At 71.8% G+C, this 16,156-nt stretch carries 7 protein-coding genes; 4 read left to right on the top strand and 3 right to left on the bottom strand.

Annotated elements, in window-relative coordinates:
- The first annotated feature begins 2 nt into the window (after nt 1-2).
- The 4 genes from ACIGW2_RS19755 to ACIGW2_RS19740 all read left to right on the top strand — a co-directional run bounded on the left by ACIGW2_RS19755 (nt 3) and on the right by ACIGW2_RS19740 (nt 12,599).
- Nucleotides 3-761: a sulfite exporter TauE/SafE family protein gene (locus ACIGW2_RS19755; protein WP_399844705.1), complete on the top strand. Its 759-nt coding sequence runs from the start codon at nt 3-5 to the stop codon at nt 759-761.
- 271 nt (nt 762-1,032) lie between these two features.
- Complete coding sequence (locus tag ACIGW2_RS19750; RefSeq protein ID WP_399844914.1) at nt 1,033-4,668, top strand: LamG-like jellyroll fold domain-containing protein; 3,636 nt, start codon at nt 1,033-1,035, stop codon at nt 4,666-4,668.
- 213 nt (nt 4,669-4,881) lie between these two features.
- Entirely contained in the window at nt 4,882-11,505 is a 6,624-nt protein-coding gene (locus ACIGW2_RS19745) for an RHS repeat-associated core domain-containing protein (protein ID WP_399844703.1), read from the top strand.
- Between the two features lie 29 nt (nt 11,506-11,534).
- The gene (locus tag ACIGW2_RS19740; protein ID WP_399844701.1) at nt 11,535-12,599 is read left to right on the top strand and encodes a hypothetical protein; all 1,065 of its coding nucleotides are present in this window, start codon (nt 11,535-11,537) and stop codon (nt 12,597-12,599) included.
- 306 nt (nt 12,600-12,905) lie between these two features.
- Here the strand turns inward: ACIGW2_RS19740 and ACIGW2_RS19735 are convergent, their stop codons facing one another.
- The 3 genes from ACIGW2_RS19735 to ACIGW2_RS19725 all read right to left on the bottom strand — a co-directional run bounded on the left by ACIGW2_RS19735 (nt 12,906) and on the right by ACIGW2_RS19725 (nt 15,885).
- A complete protein-coding gene (locus ACIGW2_RS19735; RefSeq protein ID WP_399844700.1) occupies nt 12,906-13,703 on the bottom strand; it encodes a hypothetical protein in 798 nt (265 codons plus the stop codon).
- A 106-nt stretch (nt 13,704-13,809) separates the two neighbouring features.
- A complete protein-coding gene (locus ACIGW2_RS19730; RefSeq protein ID WP_391653502.1) occupies nt 13,810-15,363 on the bottom strand; it encodes an MFS transporter in 1,554 nt (517 codons plus the stop codon).
- 123 nt (nt 15,364-15,486) lie between these two features.
- A complete protein-coding gene (locus ACIGW2_RS19725) occupies nt 15,487-15,885 on the bottom strand; it encodes a RidA family protein (protein ID WP_399844698.1) in 399 nt (132 codons plus the stop codon).
- Between the last annotated feature and the right edge of the window lie 271 nt (nt 15,886-16,156).

The raw sequence follows: 16,156 nt of genomic DNA, 5'->3' as shown, positions 1-16,156 counted from the left end.
GCATGGACGCCATCGAGACGGTGGCCATCGGCGCGGCGAGCGTGGCGGCCGGCGCCATCAACGCCATGGTGGGCTCCGGGACCCTGATCACCTTTCCCACCCTGCTGGCCTTCGGTTATCCGCCGGTCCTCGCCAACGTGTCCAACAACATCGGTCTGGTGCCCGGCGTGCTCAGCGCCGCGTACGGCTACCGGCGGGAACTCAAGGGGCAGCTGCGCCGGCTGCTCCGGTTCGGGGCGGCCTCCCTGCTCGGCGGCCTGGCGGGGGCGCTGCTCCTGCTGACGCTGCCCGCCGGGGCGTTCGACGCCGTGGTGCCGGTGCTCATCCTCGCCGCCTGTGTGCTGGTGATGCTGCAGCCCCGGCTGAACCGATGGCTCAAGGAGCGCCAGGGCGCCGCCGCGGCGAAGGACGGTGGCGTCCCGATGTGGTGCGGCGTGCTCGGCGCGGGCGTCTACGGCGGCTACTTCGGTGCCGCCCAGGGAGTGCTGTTGATGGGGCTGTTCGGCAGCTTCCTGCGGGACGACCTCCAGCGCCTCAACGCGGCGAAGAACGTGCTGGCCTCGATCGTCAACGGGGTGGCGGCCGTCGTCTTCATCGCCGTCGCCGACGTGGACTGGACCGTGGCGGCGGTGATCTCCGTGGGCTCCACCCTGGGCGGCCTGGTGGGTGCGAAGGTCGGACGCACCCTGCCGCCGAACGTGCTGCGCGGGGTCATCGTCACCGTGGGCGTGACGGCCGCCACGGTCATGATCGTCCGCTGAGTCCGGCCGCCGCCGGGTGAACTCCTGGCCCTCCAGCGGCCTTTACCGGCCAGTAACGATCGGGTCACGACCCTATGCGCGTGGCCGAAAATCACCTACCGTGCAAGATCGTTTGATCTGTATACGTCAAATCCAATGGGGGGATGTGGCTATGAGATGGAGTCGCCGCGCACGCGGCTCGAGCGGCAGACGTGATCGACTGCTGATATCGGGCGCCGCCTCGGTGGTGGCACTGTCCGTCCTGTCCGCGCTCGGGACCGGTCCGGCGGCGATGGCCGCCACCGGCACGACGGCCTCGTCCGGGTCGACCGCGACGACCGAGGCTCAGAGGGCGCTCGCCGAGGCGCGGGAGACCGGCAAGCGCGTCGAGGTGGTCGGGGAGCGTTCGGAACGCTCGACCGTCTTCGCCAACCCGGACGGCTTCTCCTTCACTCTCGAGGAGTCCGCGGTTCCGGTGCGCGTGGCCAGGCCGGGCGGGGGCTGGGAGGCCCCCGACGCGACCCTGGAGCGCCTGCCGGACGGCTCCGTCGCGCCCAAGGCCGCCGCCGTCGAGATGGAGTTCTCGGGCGGTGGGCAGAGCGCCCCTCTCGTACGGATCGAGAAGGACGGGCACTCCCTGGCCCTCGGCTGGCCCGGCGTCCTGCCGAAGCCCGAACTCGACGGGGACAGCGCCCTCTACAAGGAAGTCATGGCGGGGGTCGACCTGAAGGTCACCGCCACCACCGAGGGCTTCCACCACGTCCTGGTCGTGAAGACGCCGCAGGCCGCCGCCCGGCCCGAGCTGAAGAAGATCGACTACTCCTTCAAGGCCGAGGGCCTGCGCATCGTCAAGGGCGCCAACGGCGACCTCACCGCCGTCGACCGGGACGGCAAGCGGGTCTTCCGCGCCCCGCCGGCCCAGATGTGGGACTCCGCCGGCAGCGCCCGGGCCCCGCAGGCGCAGACCTCGAAGACGTCCACGGCGCGGTCCCAGGCCGCGGGATCCGACGGCGTCGCCGCGTCCCCGGCGGCCGGCACCGACCCGTTCGAGGCCGCGGCTCCGTCCGCTCCCGCCGACAACGCCGACCGCGGTGTCGAGCCCGCCGCCGGTGACCACGTCGCCACCATGGACGTCACGGTCGGCCGGGGCTCCCTCGCGGTCGCGCCGGACACCAAGATGCTCACCGGCACCGCCTCCACCGCGTTCCCCCTGTACATCGACCCGACGGTGACCTGGGGCGCCTCGGAGCGCACCCTGCTGCGCTCGGACGGCTACACCTCGTACGGCTGGAGCAACGGCACCGACAACGAGGGCAAGGGAACGGGCCACTGCGGCAGCTACGGCGGCTACGTCTGCGGTTCGGGCTACACCCAGCGCCTCTACTTCGAGTTCTCCCCGGCCAGCCTGGCGGGCAAGCAGGTCCTGGACGCCACCTTCCGCGCGACCGAGACCTGGTCGTTCACCTGTGACGCGCGCTGGGTCGACCTGGTCCGCACGAACAACATCTCCTCCGCCACCACCTGGTCCTCGCGCCCCTCGGAGCTGGACTGGATGGGCGACCGTTACGTCTCGGCCGGCCGCGGCACGGCGTGCAGCCCCTCGCAGCCGGCCGCGCCCATCGAGTTCAACGACAACCCCGAGGAGACCAACGAGAACCTCACCCCGACGGTCAAGGACTTCGCCGCGGGCAAGTTCTCCCGGCTCACGCTGGAGCTGCGCGCCCACGACGAGTCCGACACCTCCGCCTGGAAGCGCTTCCGGAACGACGCGGTCCTCGCGGTGAGCTACGTCGGCCTGCCGGACAAGCCCACCGGGCTCGGTCTGGTGACGGGTTCCGGCACGGTGTGCGACAAGACCGAGAGCGACCCGGCGATCATCTCCGACCCGACCCCGACGCTCTCCGCCACCGCGCAGACCAAGTCGGGCGGCCAGTCCGGCGCCCAGCTGCGGGTGTACTTCGACGTCGACGAGAAGAACTCGTCCGGCACCTGGGTGGACTCCACGGACGGCAACGGGTCCCTGCGGCCCACGTCCGGCTACGTCGGCGACGGCACGAAGCTGACGATGTCCTGGTCGACCCTCAAGGAGGGGACGCTCTACCGCTACCACGCCTGGACGTGGTCGTACTACGGCGCCAACTACCTGAGCAGCGCCGCCTCCGACGGTTACTGCTACTTCAAGGTCGACCCGACCGCGCCCAAGGCTCCGCAGATCACCCTCGGCTCGCCGTACACCCTGTGCACCACCAACGACTGCGCGGCGCACGGCGGTCCGGGAGTTCCCGCGCCGCTGACCTTCAAGCCCGCCACGGGCGACACGAACAACGTCGCCTACCAGTACAAGCTCTCCTCGGCCACGACCTGGTCCCCCGAGAAGGCGGGTTCCACCGTCTCGGTGTCCATCACCCCGGCCAGCTCCGGGACCCAGCGGCTGTACGTCCGCGCCAAGGACAACGTGGGCCGCTGGGGCGCCCAGCAGGTGATCGACTTCCTGGTCGCCGCCGGTGAGGGCCCGGTGGGCCAGTGGCACTTCGACGAGGCCTCCGGCGTCGCCGTGGACTCCGCCACGACGCCCGGCATCCCGCGCCACGACGCCACGCTGGGCGGCGACGCCGTCCGTGACGACCGCGGCCGGCGCGGCCTGATCACCCACGACGCCAACGGCGTCGAGCTGGCCAGCCCGGTGACCGACAAGGGTCTCGCCGTCAAGGGCACCGGCTACGCGGCGACCTCGGGCCAGGTCCTGGAGACCCGCTCGTCGTACACCGTCGCCGCCTGGGTCCGGCTGGACAAGCCCGGCGCCAACTACACGGTGCTGAGCCAGAACGGCGTCCACCGCAGCCCGTTCTACCTGGGCTACGAGCAGGCGCTCGGCACCTGGACGTTCCGCGCCGTCAACGAGGACGCGCCCACGACCGGATCCTGGTCCTACCAGCGGGCCGCGTCCAAGCAGGCGCCCGCGTGGGGCACCTGGACGCACCTGGCCGGTGTCTACGACGCCACGGCGAAGCAGCTGACCCTGTACGTGAACGGCGTCCCGCAGGGCACCGTGCCGTACACCACGGCCTGGGCCGCGACGGGTCCGCTGCAGATCGGCCGCACCTGGTGGTCGGACACCTACACCGACTACGTGCCCGGCTCGATCGACGAGGTCGCCGTCTGGCAGCGCGCGGTGACGGACGAGGAGATCGCCAAGGAGGCGGACGCGAAGATCTCCGAGGGCTTCGCCGCGGCCGAACTCGTGGCCGACTGGGACGCCTCGCGCGGCAGCGGGACCACCGTCGCCGACACCACCTCCGGCTACGGCAAGACCCTCACCCTGTCCGGGGCCACGCTCTCGGGCGACGCCATCGAGCTGAACGGGACCACCGGGTCCGCCACGGCGCCCGGCCCGCTGGTCGACGGCACCGGTTCCTTCACCGTGACCACGCTGGTCGAACTCGACTCGGCGAAGCTCGCCGCCAACGCGGGGCCCTACCCGTACTACGGGCAGGTCCTCGGACAGCGCACCGCCGACGGCTCCTCCTGGGGCATCTGGTTCGAGCTGACCAACGTCGTCGAGGAACTCGACCCGGACACGCTGGAGCCGAAGAAGAAGCCGTACGGCGTCTGGCACTTCGGCCGCCTGAAGGCGGACGGCGGAACCGAGTGGGTCACCTCCGAGGAGATCGCCGCGATGGACAGCCCCGTCCGGCTGACCGGCATCTACAGCGCCCGGACCGGGACGATCTCGCTCTACCTCGGTCACAACCGCAACGGGACGCCGCTGGAGTACACCGCCACGCTCGGCACCGGTGAGTTCGCCGTCGGCAAGGGCTACACCAACAGCGCCTGGAAGCACTACCTGCCCGCCAAGGTGCAGGAGGTCAGGCTCTGGGCCGGGGCGATGGCCAGCGCGGAGCAGATCGACTACCGCGTCGGCGACTGACACCAGACCCGCGGGCGGGGCCTCATCGGCTCCGCCCGCTGGTCGTTCACACGACCTCGCGGCGCCGGGCGACGTCCGGCGCCGCCGACCGGGGACCCGGACGACACGGCCCGGGGCCACGCGCCCCGGGCCGTGCCACGCCACGTCCCGGCACCACCCTGCCCGTTTCCGTTGTCTCATCCTTCATTCCGGTTATCTGGGGGCGGAATTCTCATGCCATTCGCAAGACAGCACCCGACACCACGGGTGCGCGGCCGCCGGCGCAAGGGCCGGCTGCTGCTCGGCTCGCTCTCCCTGGCACTGGTCGTGCCGCTGGGCCTGGCACCCTCGGCCCGCGCGGTCGACGGGGCCAAGGGCCTCGGCCGCAGCCACGTGCCCGAACCTCGGTCCAGCAAGGTCGCCCCGGTCACCGGGCAGGGCGCGAAGCAGGCCCGCGACCTGCGGGCCAGGGACGCCGCGGCCAACGCCAAGCAGACGAGCGAGGCCACGGCCGAGCGGCAGGCCCACTGGCCCGGCGCCGGCAAGGCGACCCTGAAGCTCTCGGCCGGGCCGGCCGCGGCTCCGGCCGCCGGAGCCCGGACGTCGGCGGCCCCCGCGGTCACCGGCAGGGCCGGGGAGGTCCCGGTCACCCTCGCTCCGGCCCCCGGCGGGTCGGCCCCGGCCCCGCGGGCCTCGGGCCTCACGGCACCGCGCGGCGGCGCCGCCCCGGCCGCCGGTGACGCCCACGTCACCGTGCTGGACCAGAAGGCCGCCGAGCGCGCCGGTATCACCGGTGTCCTGCTCACGGCCACCGCCGACACCGCGGGCCGCGCCGAACTCAGCGTCGACTACTCCGGCTTCGCCGGCGCGGTCGGCGGCGGCTGGGCCCAGCGGCTTCGGCTCGTCCGGCTGCCCGGCTGTGTGCTCACCACGCCCGAGAAGGCCGAGTGCCGCACGCAGACGCCGCTGCCCTCGCGCAACGACGTCAAGGGACAGTCCGTCTCCGCCGAGGTCACCCTCGGCTCCGACGCCGGGGGCCTGTCGCCCCAGCTCTACTCCACCGCCGCCACGGCGGGCAGCGCTGTGTTCGCCGTGGCCGCCACCGGCGACGGCGCGTCCCCCGCGGGCACCGGCGACTACTCGGCGACCGAGCTCACCGAGTCGTCCTCGTGGCAGGCCGGCGCCAGCTCCGGCTCCTTCACCTGGTCGTACGAGTTCACCACCCCGGACCCGGCGGCCGGTCCCGCCCCGGAGCTGAAGCTCTCGTACGACTCCGGCAGCGTCGACGGCCGCACGGCGAGCAGCAACAACCAGGGCACCACGGTCGGCGAGGGCTTCTCGATCACCGAGTCCTACGTCGAGCGCTCCTACGGCAGCTGTGACGACGACGGCCACACGGACGTCTTCGACAGCTGCTGGAAGTACGACAACGCCACCCTGATGCTCAACGGCAAGGCGTCCCGGCTCGTCAAGGACGGCAGCACCTGGCGGCTCCAGGGCGACGACGCCTCCAAGGTGGTCCGCTCCACCGGCGCCGACAACGGCGACGACGACGGCGAGTACTGGACCGTCACCACCGGCGACGGCACGAAGTACGTGTTCGGCCTGAACAAGCTCGCCGGCGCCGACACCCAGCGCACCGAGTCCACCTGGACCGTGCCCGTCTTCGGCGACGACTCCGGCGAGCCCGGCTACAGCGCCGGCAGCACCTTCGCCGACCGCTCCGTGACCCAGGCCTGGCGCTGGAACCTCGACTACGTCGAGGACACCCACGGCAACGCGGCCACGTACTGGTACGCCAAGGAGACGAACTACTACAAGAAGAACAAGGAGTCCAAGGCCAGCACCGGTTACACCCGCGGCGGCTACCTGAAGGAGATCGACTACGGTCTCCGCAAGGGCGCCCTGTTCACCGGCACCCCCGACGCGAAGATCACCTTCGGGTACGCCGAGCGCTGCACCGCCGCCGACTGCTCCTCGCTGACCAAGGACACCGCCCAGAACTGGCCGGACGTCCCGTTCACCGCGATCTGCTCGAAGGACGACACCGACTGCTACGCGACGGCGCCGTCCTTCTTCACCCGCAAGCGGCTCACCGCGGTCCACACCCACGCGTGGGACGCCGCGGCCGCCACGCACAAGCCCGTCGACTCCTGGGCGCTCACCCAGCAGTACCTCGACGGCGGTGACATCGGCGACTCCAGCGACCAGGTCCTCACCCTGAAGTCGCTGCAGCGCACCGGCAAGACGGGCACGGCCATCACGCTGAACCCGCTGTCGTTCACGTACCAGATGCGGCCCAACCGGGTCGACGCCACCGACAACATCCTGCCGCTGACCCGCCCCCGCATCTCCACCATCACCACGGAGACCGGCGGCATCACCACCGTCACCCTGTCGGGCCCCGAGTGCGTCCGCAGCGAGGTGCTCGGCTCGGCCGAGGACACCAACACCCGCAACTGCTACCCGCAGTACTGGAACATCAACGGCGCCGCCGAGGCATCGGTCGACTGGTTCCACAAGTACCGGGTGACGGCGGTCAACCTGACCGACCCGGCCGGCCAGAACGACGGCGTCGAGCACGAGTACGTCTACAGCGGCGCCGCCTGGCGCTACAACGACGAGCCGATGACGCAGAAGGACGAGCGGACCTGGTCCGACTGGCGCGGCTACCGCGAGGTGACGGTCTACAGCGGCGCCAAGGACACCACCCGCAGCAAGACCGTCACCCTCTTCATGCAGGGCATGCACGGCGACAAGAAGAAGGACGGCACCACCAAGACCGTCACCCTCGCCCCGCTGAGCACGCCGGACCTCGGCATCGCGCCGATCACCGACAGCGAGCAGTACGCGGGCACCGCGCGCGAGACCGTCACCTACGACGGCGCCACGGCGATCACCGCCTCGTCCAACGACCCGTGGTCGAAGGAGACGGCGCGGCAGAGCGTGCCCGACGCGGGGGACCTGGTCGCCCGCTTCACGGGCACCGCGAAGTCGACGGCGTACACCTATCTGACGGTGCCGAAGACCTGGCGCTCCACCGCCACCGCGACGACCTTCGACGCGTACGGCATGGAGAGCACCAAGACCGAGTACGGCGACACCGCCAAGAGCGGTGACGAGACCTGCACCCGCACCTGGTACGCGCGCAACGACGCGGCCGGCATCACCAAGCTGGTCTCGCGCACGCGCAAGGTCGGCAAGGCGTGCTCCGTCGCGGACGCCGACCTGAGCCTGCCCACCGGCACCGCCACCCGCGGCGACGTCATCTCCGACACCGCGACCGTCTACGACAGGACGGGCGTCACCGGCTGGACCGAGGCGCAGACGCCGACCCTCGGCGAGGCGACCTGGCAGGGCCGGGCCACCGGCTACGCGGCGACCGCCGACGTCAGCGGCAACCGCAACGCGACCGGCTGGCAGACCACCGAGGAGACCACCTACGACTCCCTCGGCCGCTCGCTGACCACCAAGGACGCCCTCGGCCAGCCCTCCAGCACCGCCTACACCCCGACCGACGACGGCCCGGTCACCCGGACCGTCACCACGGACGTGGCCGGCCACCGCGAGGTCGCCGTCCTCGAACCGCTGCGCGGTCAGCCGATCACCAAGTACGACAAGAACCTCAAGAAGACGGAGATCACCTACGACGCCCTCGGGCGGATCACCGAGGTCTGGCTGCCCAACCGCAGCCGCGCCGCCGGCTACTCCCCCAGCAAGAAGTTCAGCTACGCGATCAGCAACACCAAGCCGTCCGCGGTGGGCACCTCCGTGCTCAAGGCCGACGGCGAGACCTACAGCACGCAGTACACGATCTACGACGCGCTGCTGCGCAAGCTGCAGACCCAGACCGGCACTCCGCAGGGCGGACGGCTGCTCACCGACACCCGCTACGACAGCCGGGGTCTGGCCTACGAGACGCACGCCGACATCTTCGACAGCACCTCCGGGCCCACCGGGACGTACACCCGGGCGGAGTACGGCGAGTCGCCGAAGCAGAGCAACGTCGTCTTCGACGGCGCCGAGCGCACCGTCAGCAACACGCTGTACACCTTCGGCGTGAAGAAGTGGTCCAAGACCACCAGCTACACCGGTGACTCCACCGCCGTCACCGACGTGACCGGCGGCGTCGGCACCCGCAACATCACCGACGCCCTCGGCCGTACCGTCGAGTCCCGCGAGTACGCGGGCCCCGGCACCTCGGACACCGGCTACGGCGGCAGCCTCGGCGCCGGCTACAGCTCGGTGCGGACCAGCTACGCCCCGGACGGCAAGAAGACCTCCGTCACCGGCCCCGACGGCGCGAAGTGGACCTACGTCTACGACCTGTTCGGCCGTGAGAAGACCGTCACGGACCCCGACAAGGGCACGTCGTCGAACGACTACGACGCCCTCGACCGGGTGGAGAAGACCACCGACTCGCGGGGCAAGTCGATCCTCACCGAGTACGACAGCCTGGGCCGGGTCACCGCCACCTGGGCCGGCTCGAAGACCGACGCCAACCAGCTGACCGCCCGCACCTACGACACCCTGCTCAAGGGCAAGCCGTACACCACCACCCGCTACGTGGGCGGCAAGTACGGCAGGGCCTACACCAGCACCGTCACGGCGTACGACAACAGCATGTCGGCCACCGGGACCAAGCTGGAGCTGCCCGCCGACGACCCGCTGGTCAAGGCCGGCGTGCCCGCCGTCATCGAGTTCGACACGCAGTACCGGCTCGACGGCACGATCAAGAACATGACCGAACCGGCACTCGGCGGCCTGCCGCAGGAGATCGTCGACTACGAGTACACCGACACCGGACAGGTCACGAAGATCACCGGTGCCACCGGCTACCTGCTGAACGCGGACTACGCGCCGACCGGCGAGGCACAGCAGTACGTCCTCGGCACGGCGAACACCGAGACCGCCAAGAAGATCTACCTCACCAACACCTACGAGGAGGGCACCGGACGCCTGACGCGCAGCCACGTCACGGACCAGACGCACCCGTACATGCTGCAGGACCTCAACTTCGCCTACGACCAGGCCGGCAACGTCACCTCGGTCAGCGACCCGGCCCTCATCGGCGGCCAGGGCCAGGCGGAGACCCAGTGCTTCAGCTACGACGGCCACCGCCGGCTGACCGAGGCCTGGACCCCCGCCTCGCAGAAGTGCGCGGACCCGCGCGACGCGAGCAGCCTGTCGGGACCGTCCCCGTACTGGAACGGCTACACCTACAACGCGGCCGGCCAGCGCACGTCGGAGGTCCGGCACACCGCCGCCGGCACCGCGACCGACACCTACTGCTACGCGTCGGGCGCCCAGCCGCACACCCTGGTCGGCATCAGCACCACCGGTGACTGCGCCGCGCCGCAGCGGACGTACACCTACGACTCGTCCGGCAACACCCGCAGCCGTCCCGGCGACCAGGGGCAGCAGGACCTCATCTGGTCCGCGGAGGGCAAGCTCAGCCGGCTCACCGAGGGCACCCAGGCCACGGACTACGTCTACGACCCGGACGGCGCCCTGATGATCAAGCAGGCCGCCAACGGCGAACGGATCCTGTACGCCGGCACGACCGAGCTGCACCTGCGCGCGAACGGCACCACCTGGGCGCAGCGCAGCTACCAGTCCGGCAACCTCACCGTCGCCGTCCGCACCAACCAGACCGGCACGAACAAGCTGTTCTACCTGGCCGCGGACCACCACGGCACGCAGAGCCTGGCCATCGCCTCGGACGCCACCCAGACGTTCGGAAAGCGGTACACCACGCCGTTCGGCGACAAGCGCGGCGGCGCCGTGGGCTCCTGGCCCACGGACAAGCGGTTCCTCGGCAAGACCGCGGACGACGACACGGGTCTGACCCAGGTCAACGCCCGTGAGTACGACCCGGGCCTCGGCCAGTTCCTGAGCGTCGACCCGGACTTCAACGCGAGCCGGCAGCAGTCGCTCAACGGCTACTCCTACGCCGGGAACAACCCGGCGACGCTGTCCGATGGCACGGGCCTCGCCGTGCCCGAGTGCATGGAGCCGAGCAAGTACGGCATCACCTGCCGCGGCGGCATCCCGGTCTCCAGCGGAGGCGGCAGCGGCTCCGGGTCCGGCGGCGGAGGCGGCGGCGGAGGCGGCGGCGGGGGCGGTGGAGGCGGCAGCGGCTCCGGCGGCACCGCGGGCACCGGCAACACCACGCCGTCCTACGTCTCCGGCTCGACCGTGTACCAGGGCGGCAGCGGCTACGGGTTCGGCTACCTGGAGGACGCCTACGGCCGCCGCCAGGACTACAAGGCCGCGGACGCCGAGATCCGGCAGTACGCGCTGCGCATGGCCGAGGCCACGGGCGACGAGGCGGGGGCGGCGAGGTGGGCCGTCACGGCCCGCAACCTCAACCGGTTCAACGCCCGCGGCTCGCTCGACCACCTCATGCTGCCGATGTTCCGGCGGTTCAGCGGGACGAGCGACTTCCCGACCTACGAACAGCTCCGCGAGGGCACGCAGCGGCCCGGAGCCAAGCCCAAGACGGACATGGGCATCATCGACTCCGCGGCGAAGACCAACAAGACCGCGGACCGGCTGGCCCGCGGTGGACGGATCGCCGGACGCGGACTGGTCGGACTCGAGATCGGCGTCGGCGTCTACAACGTCGCCACCGCTCCCGAGGGCGAGAAGGTCCAGACGGCCGCGCGCGAGACCGGCGGCATCGTCGGCGGCCTCGCGGGCGCCCAGGTCGGGGCGATGTACGGGGCCAGCATCGGTACGCTCTGCGGCGGCCCGGTCGGCACCGCGGTCGGCGGTATCGTCGGCGGCGTCGTCGGCGGCGTGGTCGGAAGCGGCGTCGGCCGCAAGATCGGCGACTTCCTGGGAGGTCTGTTCTAGCTGTGACTCCACCGTCACAGGAGTCCGTGGTGTCCGTCCTCGTGACGGACACCACGGGTGTCTCCTACGCAGAGATACGAGCCGGTGAGCTGCACCGGCTCCGCCCGGTGCCCGGTGACATGCGCCGGGGCGTCGGCACGAACCGCCGCGCCGTGCGCCACCGGCGCGGGCTGACCGTGCTCACCGCGGTCCCGGAGACGAACGTGCCGGTCGTGAACGGCGCCGCCGACGCCTCCGCGCTGAGCCCGGCGCCGAAGGTGCCCCGGGACAAGGGCGACGCCGACGTGGCCGGGGTGACCGCCGAGGGCACGGTGCTCGCCTTCGGGCGCCGGAGCGCGAACCGGCCGAGCCCGGCCCTGTACGCCCTGCCCTGGGGGGCCGACGCCTGGCGGGACATCGAGGTGCCGGCGGACTTCCGGCTCTCCTTCGTGGCCGGCTCGGCGGGCGACACCGCCTATGTCACCGGCGGCGTCGGCGGGGCGTCCGCGGACCCGGACGCCGACGAGCGGCCCGCCCTGTTCGCCGTGGACACCTCCCGCGGGACCGTCACCGAACTGCCGCTCCCGGACGGGGGCCCGGCACGACGCCGACGGGACCGGTGGCGCCTGTCCTCGATCGACCCCACCGTGGGCCGGCTTGAGGACGGCGCGTTCCACGACGACGTGATCGTGGCGTGCGCCTCGTACGGCGAGGCCTTCGAGCACGAGGTGCTGCACGCGGCGGACCGCGGCCGCGGCACCTGGTCCACGGTCCAGCTCCAGGTCGGCGAGGGCGCCCTCGCGCAGTACGTGGACGCGCACCGCACCGGGTACGCCTTCACCGGCTTCGGCAACCTGTGGGTCTCGCGGGCGGGCGGTCCCTGGGAGCGCACCGCGCTCCGGGAGCGGCTGGCCGAACTCCTCGGGGCGTCCGCCCGGGAGTTGCGGGCGGGCCCGGCCGCCCTCGTCGACGGCCGGCTGCTGCTGGCCGCCGACGGAGCCGTCGTGTCCTGCGCACCGGACGGCGGCGACCCGCGGGTGCTCTGCTCCTACGACGAGGGCACCGAGATCCGCTGCTTCGTCGAACCACCGGCCGGCGGCGTCGGCGACGCCTGACCGCCGCCCGGCACAGTGGAGGCTCCCCCGTACCGCGACCGGTACGGGGGAGCCTCCTCGTTTCCGGGGTCGTCCGGCGCCCTCACGCGCCCGGCAGCATCGCGCCGCCCTGGAGGCGTTCCATGTCAAAAGAGCGGACCTTGATGGCGACGGCGGCGATGTACACCAGGTCCGCGGTGGCCTGCTCCACCCTGGCACGGTCGACCAGCGCTTCAGCTCGACCAGCTCCACGGAGGGCCGGTTCCTCTTGGGGTGGCGGCCTACCAGGACGACGTCGATGAGCCTCGGATCCCCGTGCGGGAAGCCTCAGGAGCGCTGCCAGGTCACCGGGACCTTGACCTCCGGGCCGCCGTTGCCGCCCTCGCCGCCGAAGCGGATCGTGCCGCCGAGGGAGGCGACCGTGCTGTCCCAGCAGGTGACGTCGTTCAGGCGGATCTCCGGCATCTTGAGGGTGACGCCGGGGACCACCGGGCGGAAGGCCTTGATGCCGGTGGGCTCCACCTCGAGGGGGACCGGGTCGGCGGTCGACCAGGCTCCGCCGGCGGGGGCGAAGCGGGTGATGATGCGGTCGTCGATGCGGCGGCCCGTCTCCGGGTCGGTCTTCGGGGCGAAGGTGACCTCGACCAGGGTCGCCTTGTTGCCCGAGGGGAGCGTGCCCGCCGGGACGAGGGCGACGAAGGTGCCGGTGAGCGGGGTGTACGGGCTCCAGCAGGCGTACGCGGTCGCGGGCATGTCGCCCGTGGGCGGCGGTGTGGTCGGGTCGATCGTGGGGGTGGGGCCGACCGTCGACGAGGGGCCGACGGTGGGTGTGGGGCTGGAGCTCGGTTCGCCGCCGCCGGTGGTCTCCCCCGAGGCGGAGCCCGAACCCTCGCTCACACCGACGCTCCCACCGCTGTCGGTGCCACCGCCATCCGTACCGCCGTCCGTGCCTCCGCTCACCGCTCCGCCGTCCCCGCCCTCGGTCACACCGACCGTCCCGCCCTCCGTCGGCTCGGAGGTCGCCGCGGCCGTGCCCAGGCCGTCGGCCGGGCCGTGGCCGGAGGCCAGGAACACGGCGGCGGCGGCGACCGCCGTCGCCGCCACCGTCAGGGATATCCGTCTCACTCTGTGCTGCTGACTCAACTCGCCTGCCCCCACCTGTTGTTCGGACGTATCTCGTCCTCCCCTCACGCTGTCTCGGGCGAGTGGGCGGCAAACCGTGATCTGCGCCTCACGCGCCGGGCAGCATCGCGCCGCCCTGGAGGCGTTCCATGTCGGAGGGGCGGACCTTGATGGCGACGGCGGCGATGATCGCCGAGAGGATGGCGAAGGCCGCCGCGACGATGAAGCCCGCGGTGACGCCGCTGGTGAGGACCAGGTCGCTCCAGGGGCGCGGGAGTTGGCCGGTCTTGGCGAACTGGGCCTTCTCCAGGGGGCCGGCCTGGGAGAGGAAGGCGGGGACCTGGTCGGCGGCCTCGTTGCGGCTGGCCGTGCCGAAGACGGTGACCAGGATGGACAGGCCGAGGGAGCCGCCGACCTGCTGGGTGGCGTTGAGGAGGCCCGAGCCCGCGCCCGCCTCGGCCGGTGCGACGCCGGAGAGGGCCATCAGGGTCAGCGAGACGAACATCATGCCCATGCCCGCGCTGAGGACCAGCATCGGGCCGAGGATGCTGCCCGCGTAGGTGGAGTGCACGTCGGTCAGGGTCAGCCACGACAGGCCGGCCGCCAGGCAGATCGAACCGATCACCATGAAGGGTTTCGGGCCGAACCGCGGCAGCAGTTGCGAGGTGACCCCGGCCAGCACCGCGATCACCGCGCTGACCGGCAGGAAGGCGAGACCGGCCTGCAGCGGGCTGAAGTCCAGGACCTGCTGCACGAACAGGGTCAGGAAGAAGAACATGCCGAAGATGGCCGCCGCGAGGCAGAGCATGATGCCGTACGTGCCGGCCCGGTTGCGGTCGGCGAACATGTGCAGGGGTGTGATCGGCTGCCGGGAGCGGCGTTCGATCAGCACGAACGCGACGAGCAGCACCACGGCGGCGACGAACGAGGCCACGGTGTACGGGTCCCGCCAGCCCTCCTGCGCGGCGCGGATGAAGCCGTACACCAGCGCCACCATGCCGAGCGTCGAGGTGAGCGCTCCGAGGATGTCGAAGTGCCCGGGGTGGCGTTCCGACTCCTTCACGTGGCGAGGTGTCAGGAAGGCGATGAGGAGCGCGATCGGCACGTTGACGAAGAACACCCAGCGCCAGTCGAGCCATTCGACCAGGATTCCGCCGGCGAGCAGGCCGATCGCGCCGCCGCCGGCCGAGACGCCCGCGAACACGCCGAAGGCACGGTTGCGTTCGGGCCCCTCGTCGAAGGTGGTGGTGATCAGCGACAGCGAGGTCGGCGAGGCGATCGCGCCGCCGACGCCCTGGAGCGCGCGGGCCGCGAGCAACTGCCAGGACTCCTGGGCGAATCCGCCGAGCAGCGAGGCCAGGCCGAAGAGCAGCACGCCGAAGATGAAGACCCGGCGGCGGCCGAGGATGTCACCGGCGCGGCCGCCGAGCAGCAGCAGGCCGCCGAAGGTCAGGGTGTAGGCGTTGACCACCCACGACAGGCTCGTGGTCGAGAAGTCGAGCGCGCTCTGGATGTGCGGGAGCGCGATGTTCACGATGGTGATGTCCAGCACCACCATCAACTGACACGAGGCGATCACGAACAGGGCGATGCCCTTGCCGTCGTCTCCCGACTTCCTCGGGACGGCCGTCTTCTGCGGCGTGGTCGGCTTGGGAGTACTCATGGCGCATCGCGCCCCCACCGGACGGATCCGTGGGCCGGTCGGTCCACCTTTCGACACTAAGCCCCGCCCCCGGGAGCGACCAGTTGATCAAGAGCCGCCCCCGGGGGCCTCGGCGCGGGGCCGTCAGTCGACGACCGCGAAGCCGTCCAGTTCCACCAGGGCCTGCTCGTCCCACAGGCGTACGACACCGATCACGGCCATCGCCGGATAGTCCCGGCCCGCCAACCGGTGCCAGATGCGGCCCAGTTCGTGCGCGTGGTGGCGGTAGTCGGCGAGGTCCGTGGCGTAGACGGTGACCCGGGCCAGGTCGGCGGGCGAGCCGCCGGCGTGGCGCAGCGCGGTGAGGAGGTTGCCGAGCGCGGTCTCGAACTGCTCCGGCAGGGTCTCCCCCACCACCTTGCCGTCCCGGTCGAGGCTGGTCTGGCCGGCCAGGAAGACCAGCCGGCTGCCGGTGGCGGTGACCGCGTGACTGAAGCCGGTGGGCGGTGAGAGATGGGCCGGGTTGTGGCGGTGCAGGCTCATGAGTCGCCTCCCGTCGGGACGGATACCGGGGCGCCGCCGAAGGTCGAAGAGCGGCCGGGGGCCGCTTCCGGGCCGGGGGCCGCTTCCGGGCCGGGGGCCGACTCCGAGCCGGGGGCGGGATACGGGCCATCCGCGGAATCCCGGCCGCGAGCGGAATCCGAGCCCGCTGCGGAATCCGGGCCGGGGGCCGCTTCCGGGCCGGGGGCCGACTCCGAGCCGGGGGCGGGATACGGGCCATCCGCGGAATCCCGGCCGCGAGCGGAATCCGAGC

The organism is Streptomyces sp. NPDC053541, assembly GCF_044544705.1.
Lineage (GTDB): Bacteria > Actinomycetota > Actinomycetes > Streptomycetales > Streptomycetaceae > Streptomyces.
The sequence above is the reverse complement of the archived record's forward strand: the minus strand, read 5'-3'. Positions and strand labels throughout refer to the sequence as shown.

Coding starts and splice junctions, on each gene's coding strand:
- ACIGW2_RS19755 (WP_399844705.1), top strand. CDS start 3: ATGGACGCCATCGAGACGGTGGCCATCGGCGCGGCGAGCGTGGCGGCC.
- ACIGW2_RS19750 (WP_399844914.1), top strand. CDS start 1,033: ATGGCCGCCACCGGCACGACGGCCTCGTCCGGGTCGACCGCGACGACC.
- ACIGW2_RS19745 (WP_399844703.1), top strand. CDS start 4,882: ATGCCATTCGCAAGACAGCACCCGACACCACGGGTGCGCGGCCGCCGG.
- ACIGW2_RS19730 (WP_391653502.1), bottom strand. CDS start 15,363: ATGAGTACTCCCAAGCCGACCACGCCGCAGAAGACGGCCGTCCCGAGG.
- ACIGW2_RS19725 (WP_399844698.1), bottom strand. CDS start 15,885: ATGAGCCTGCACCGCCACAACCCGGCCCATCTCTCACCGCCCACCGGC.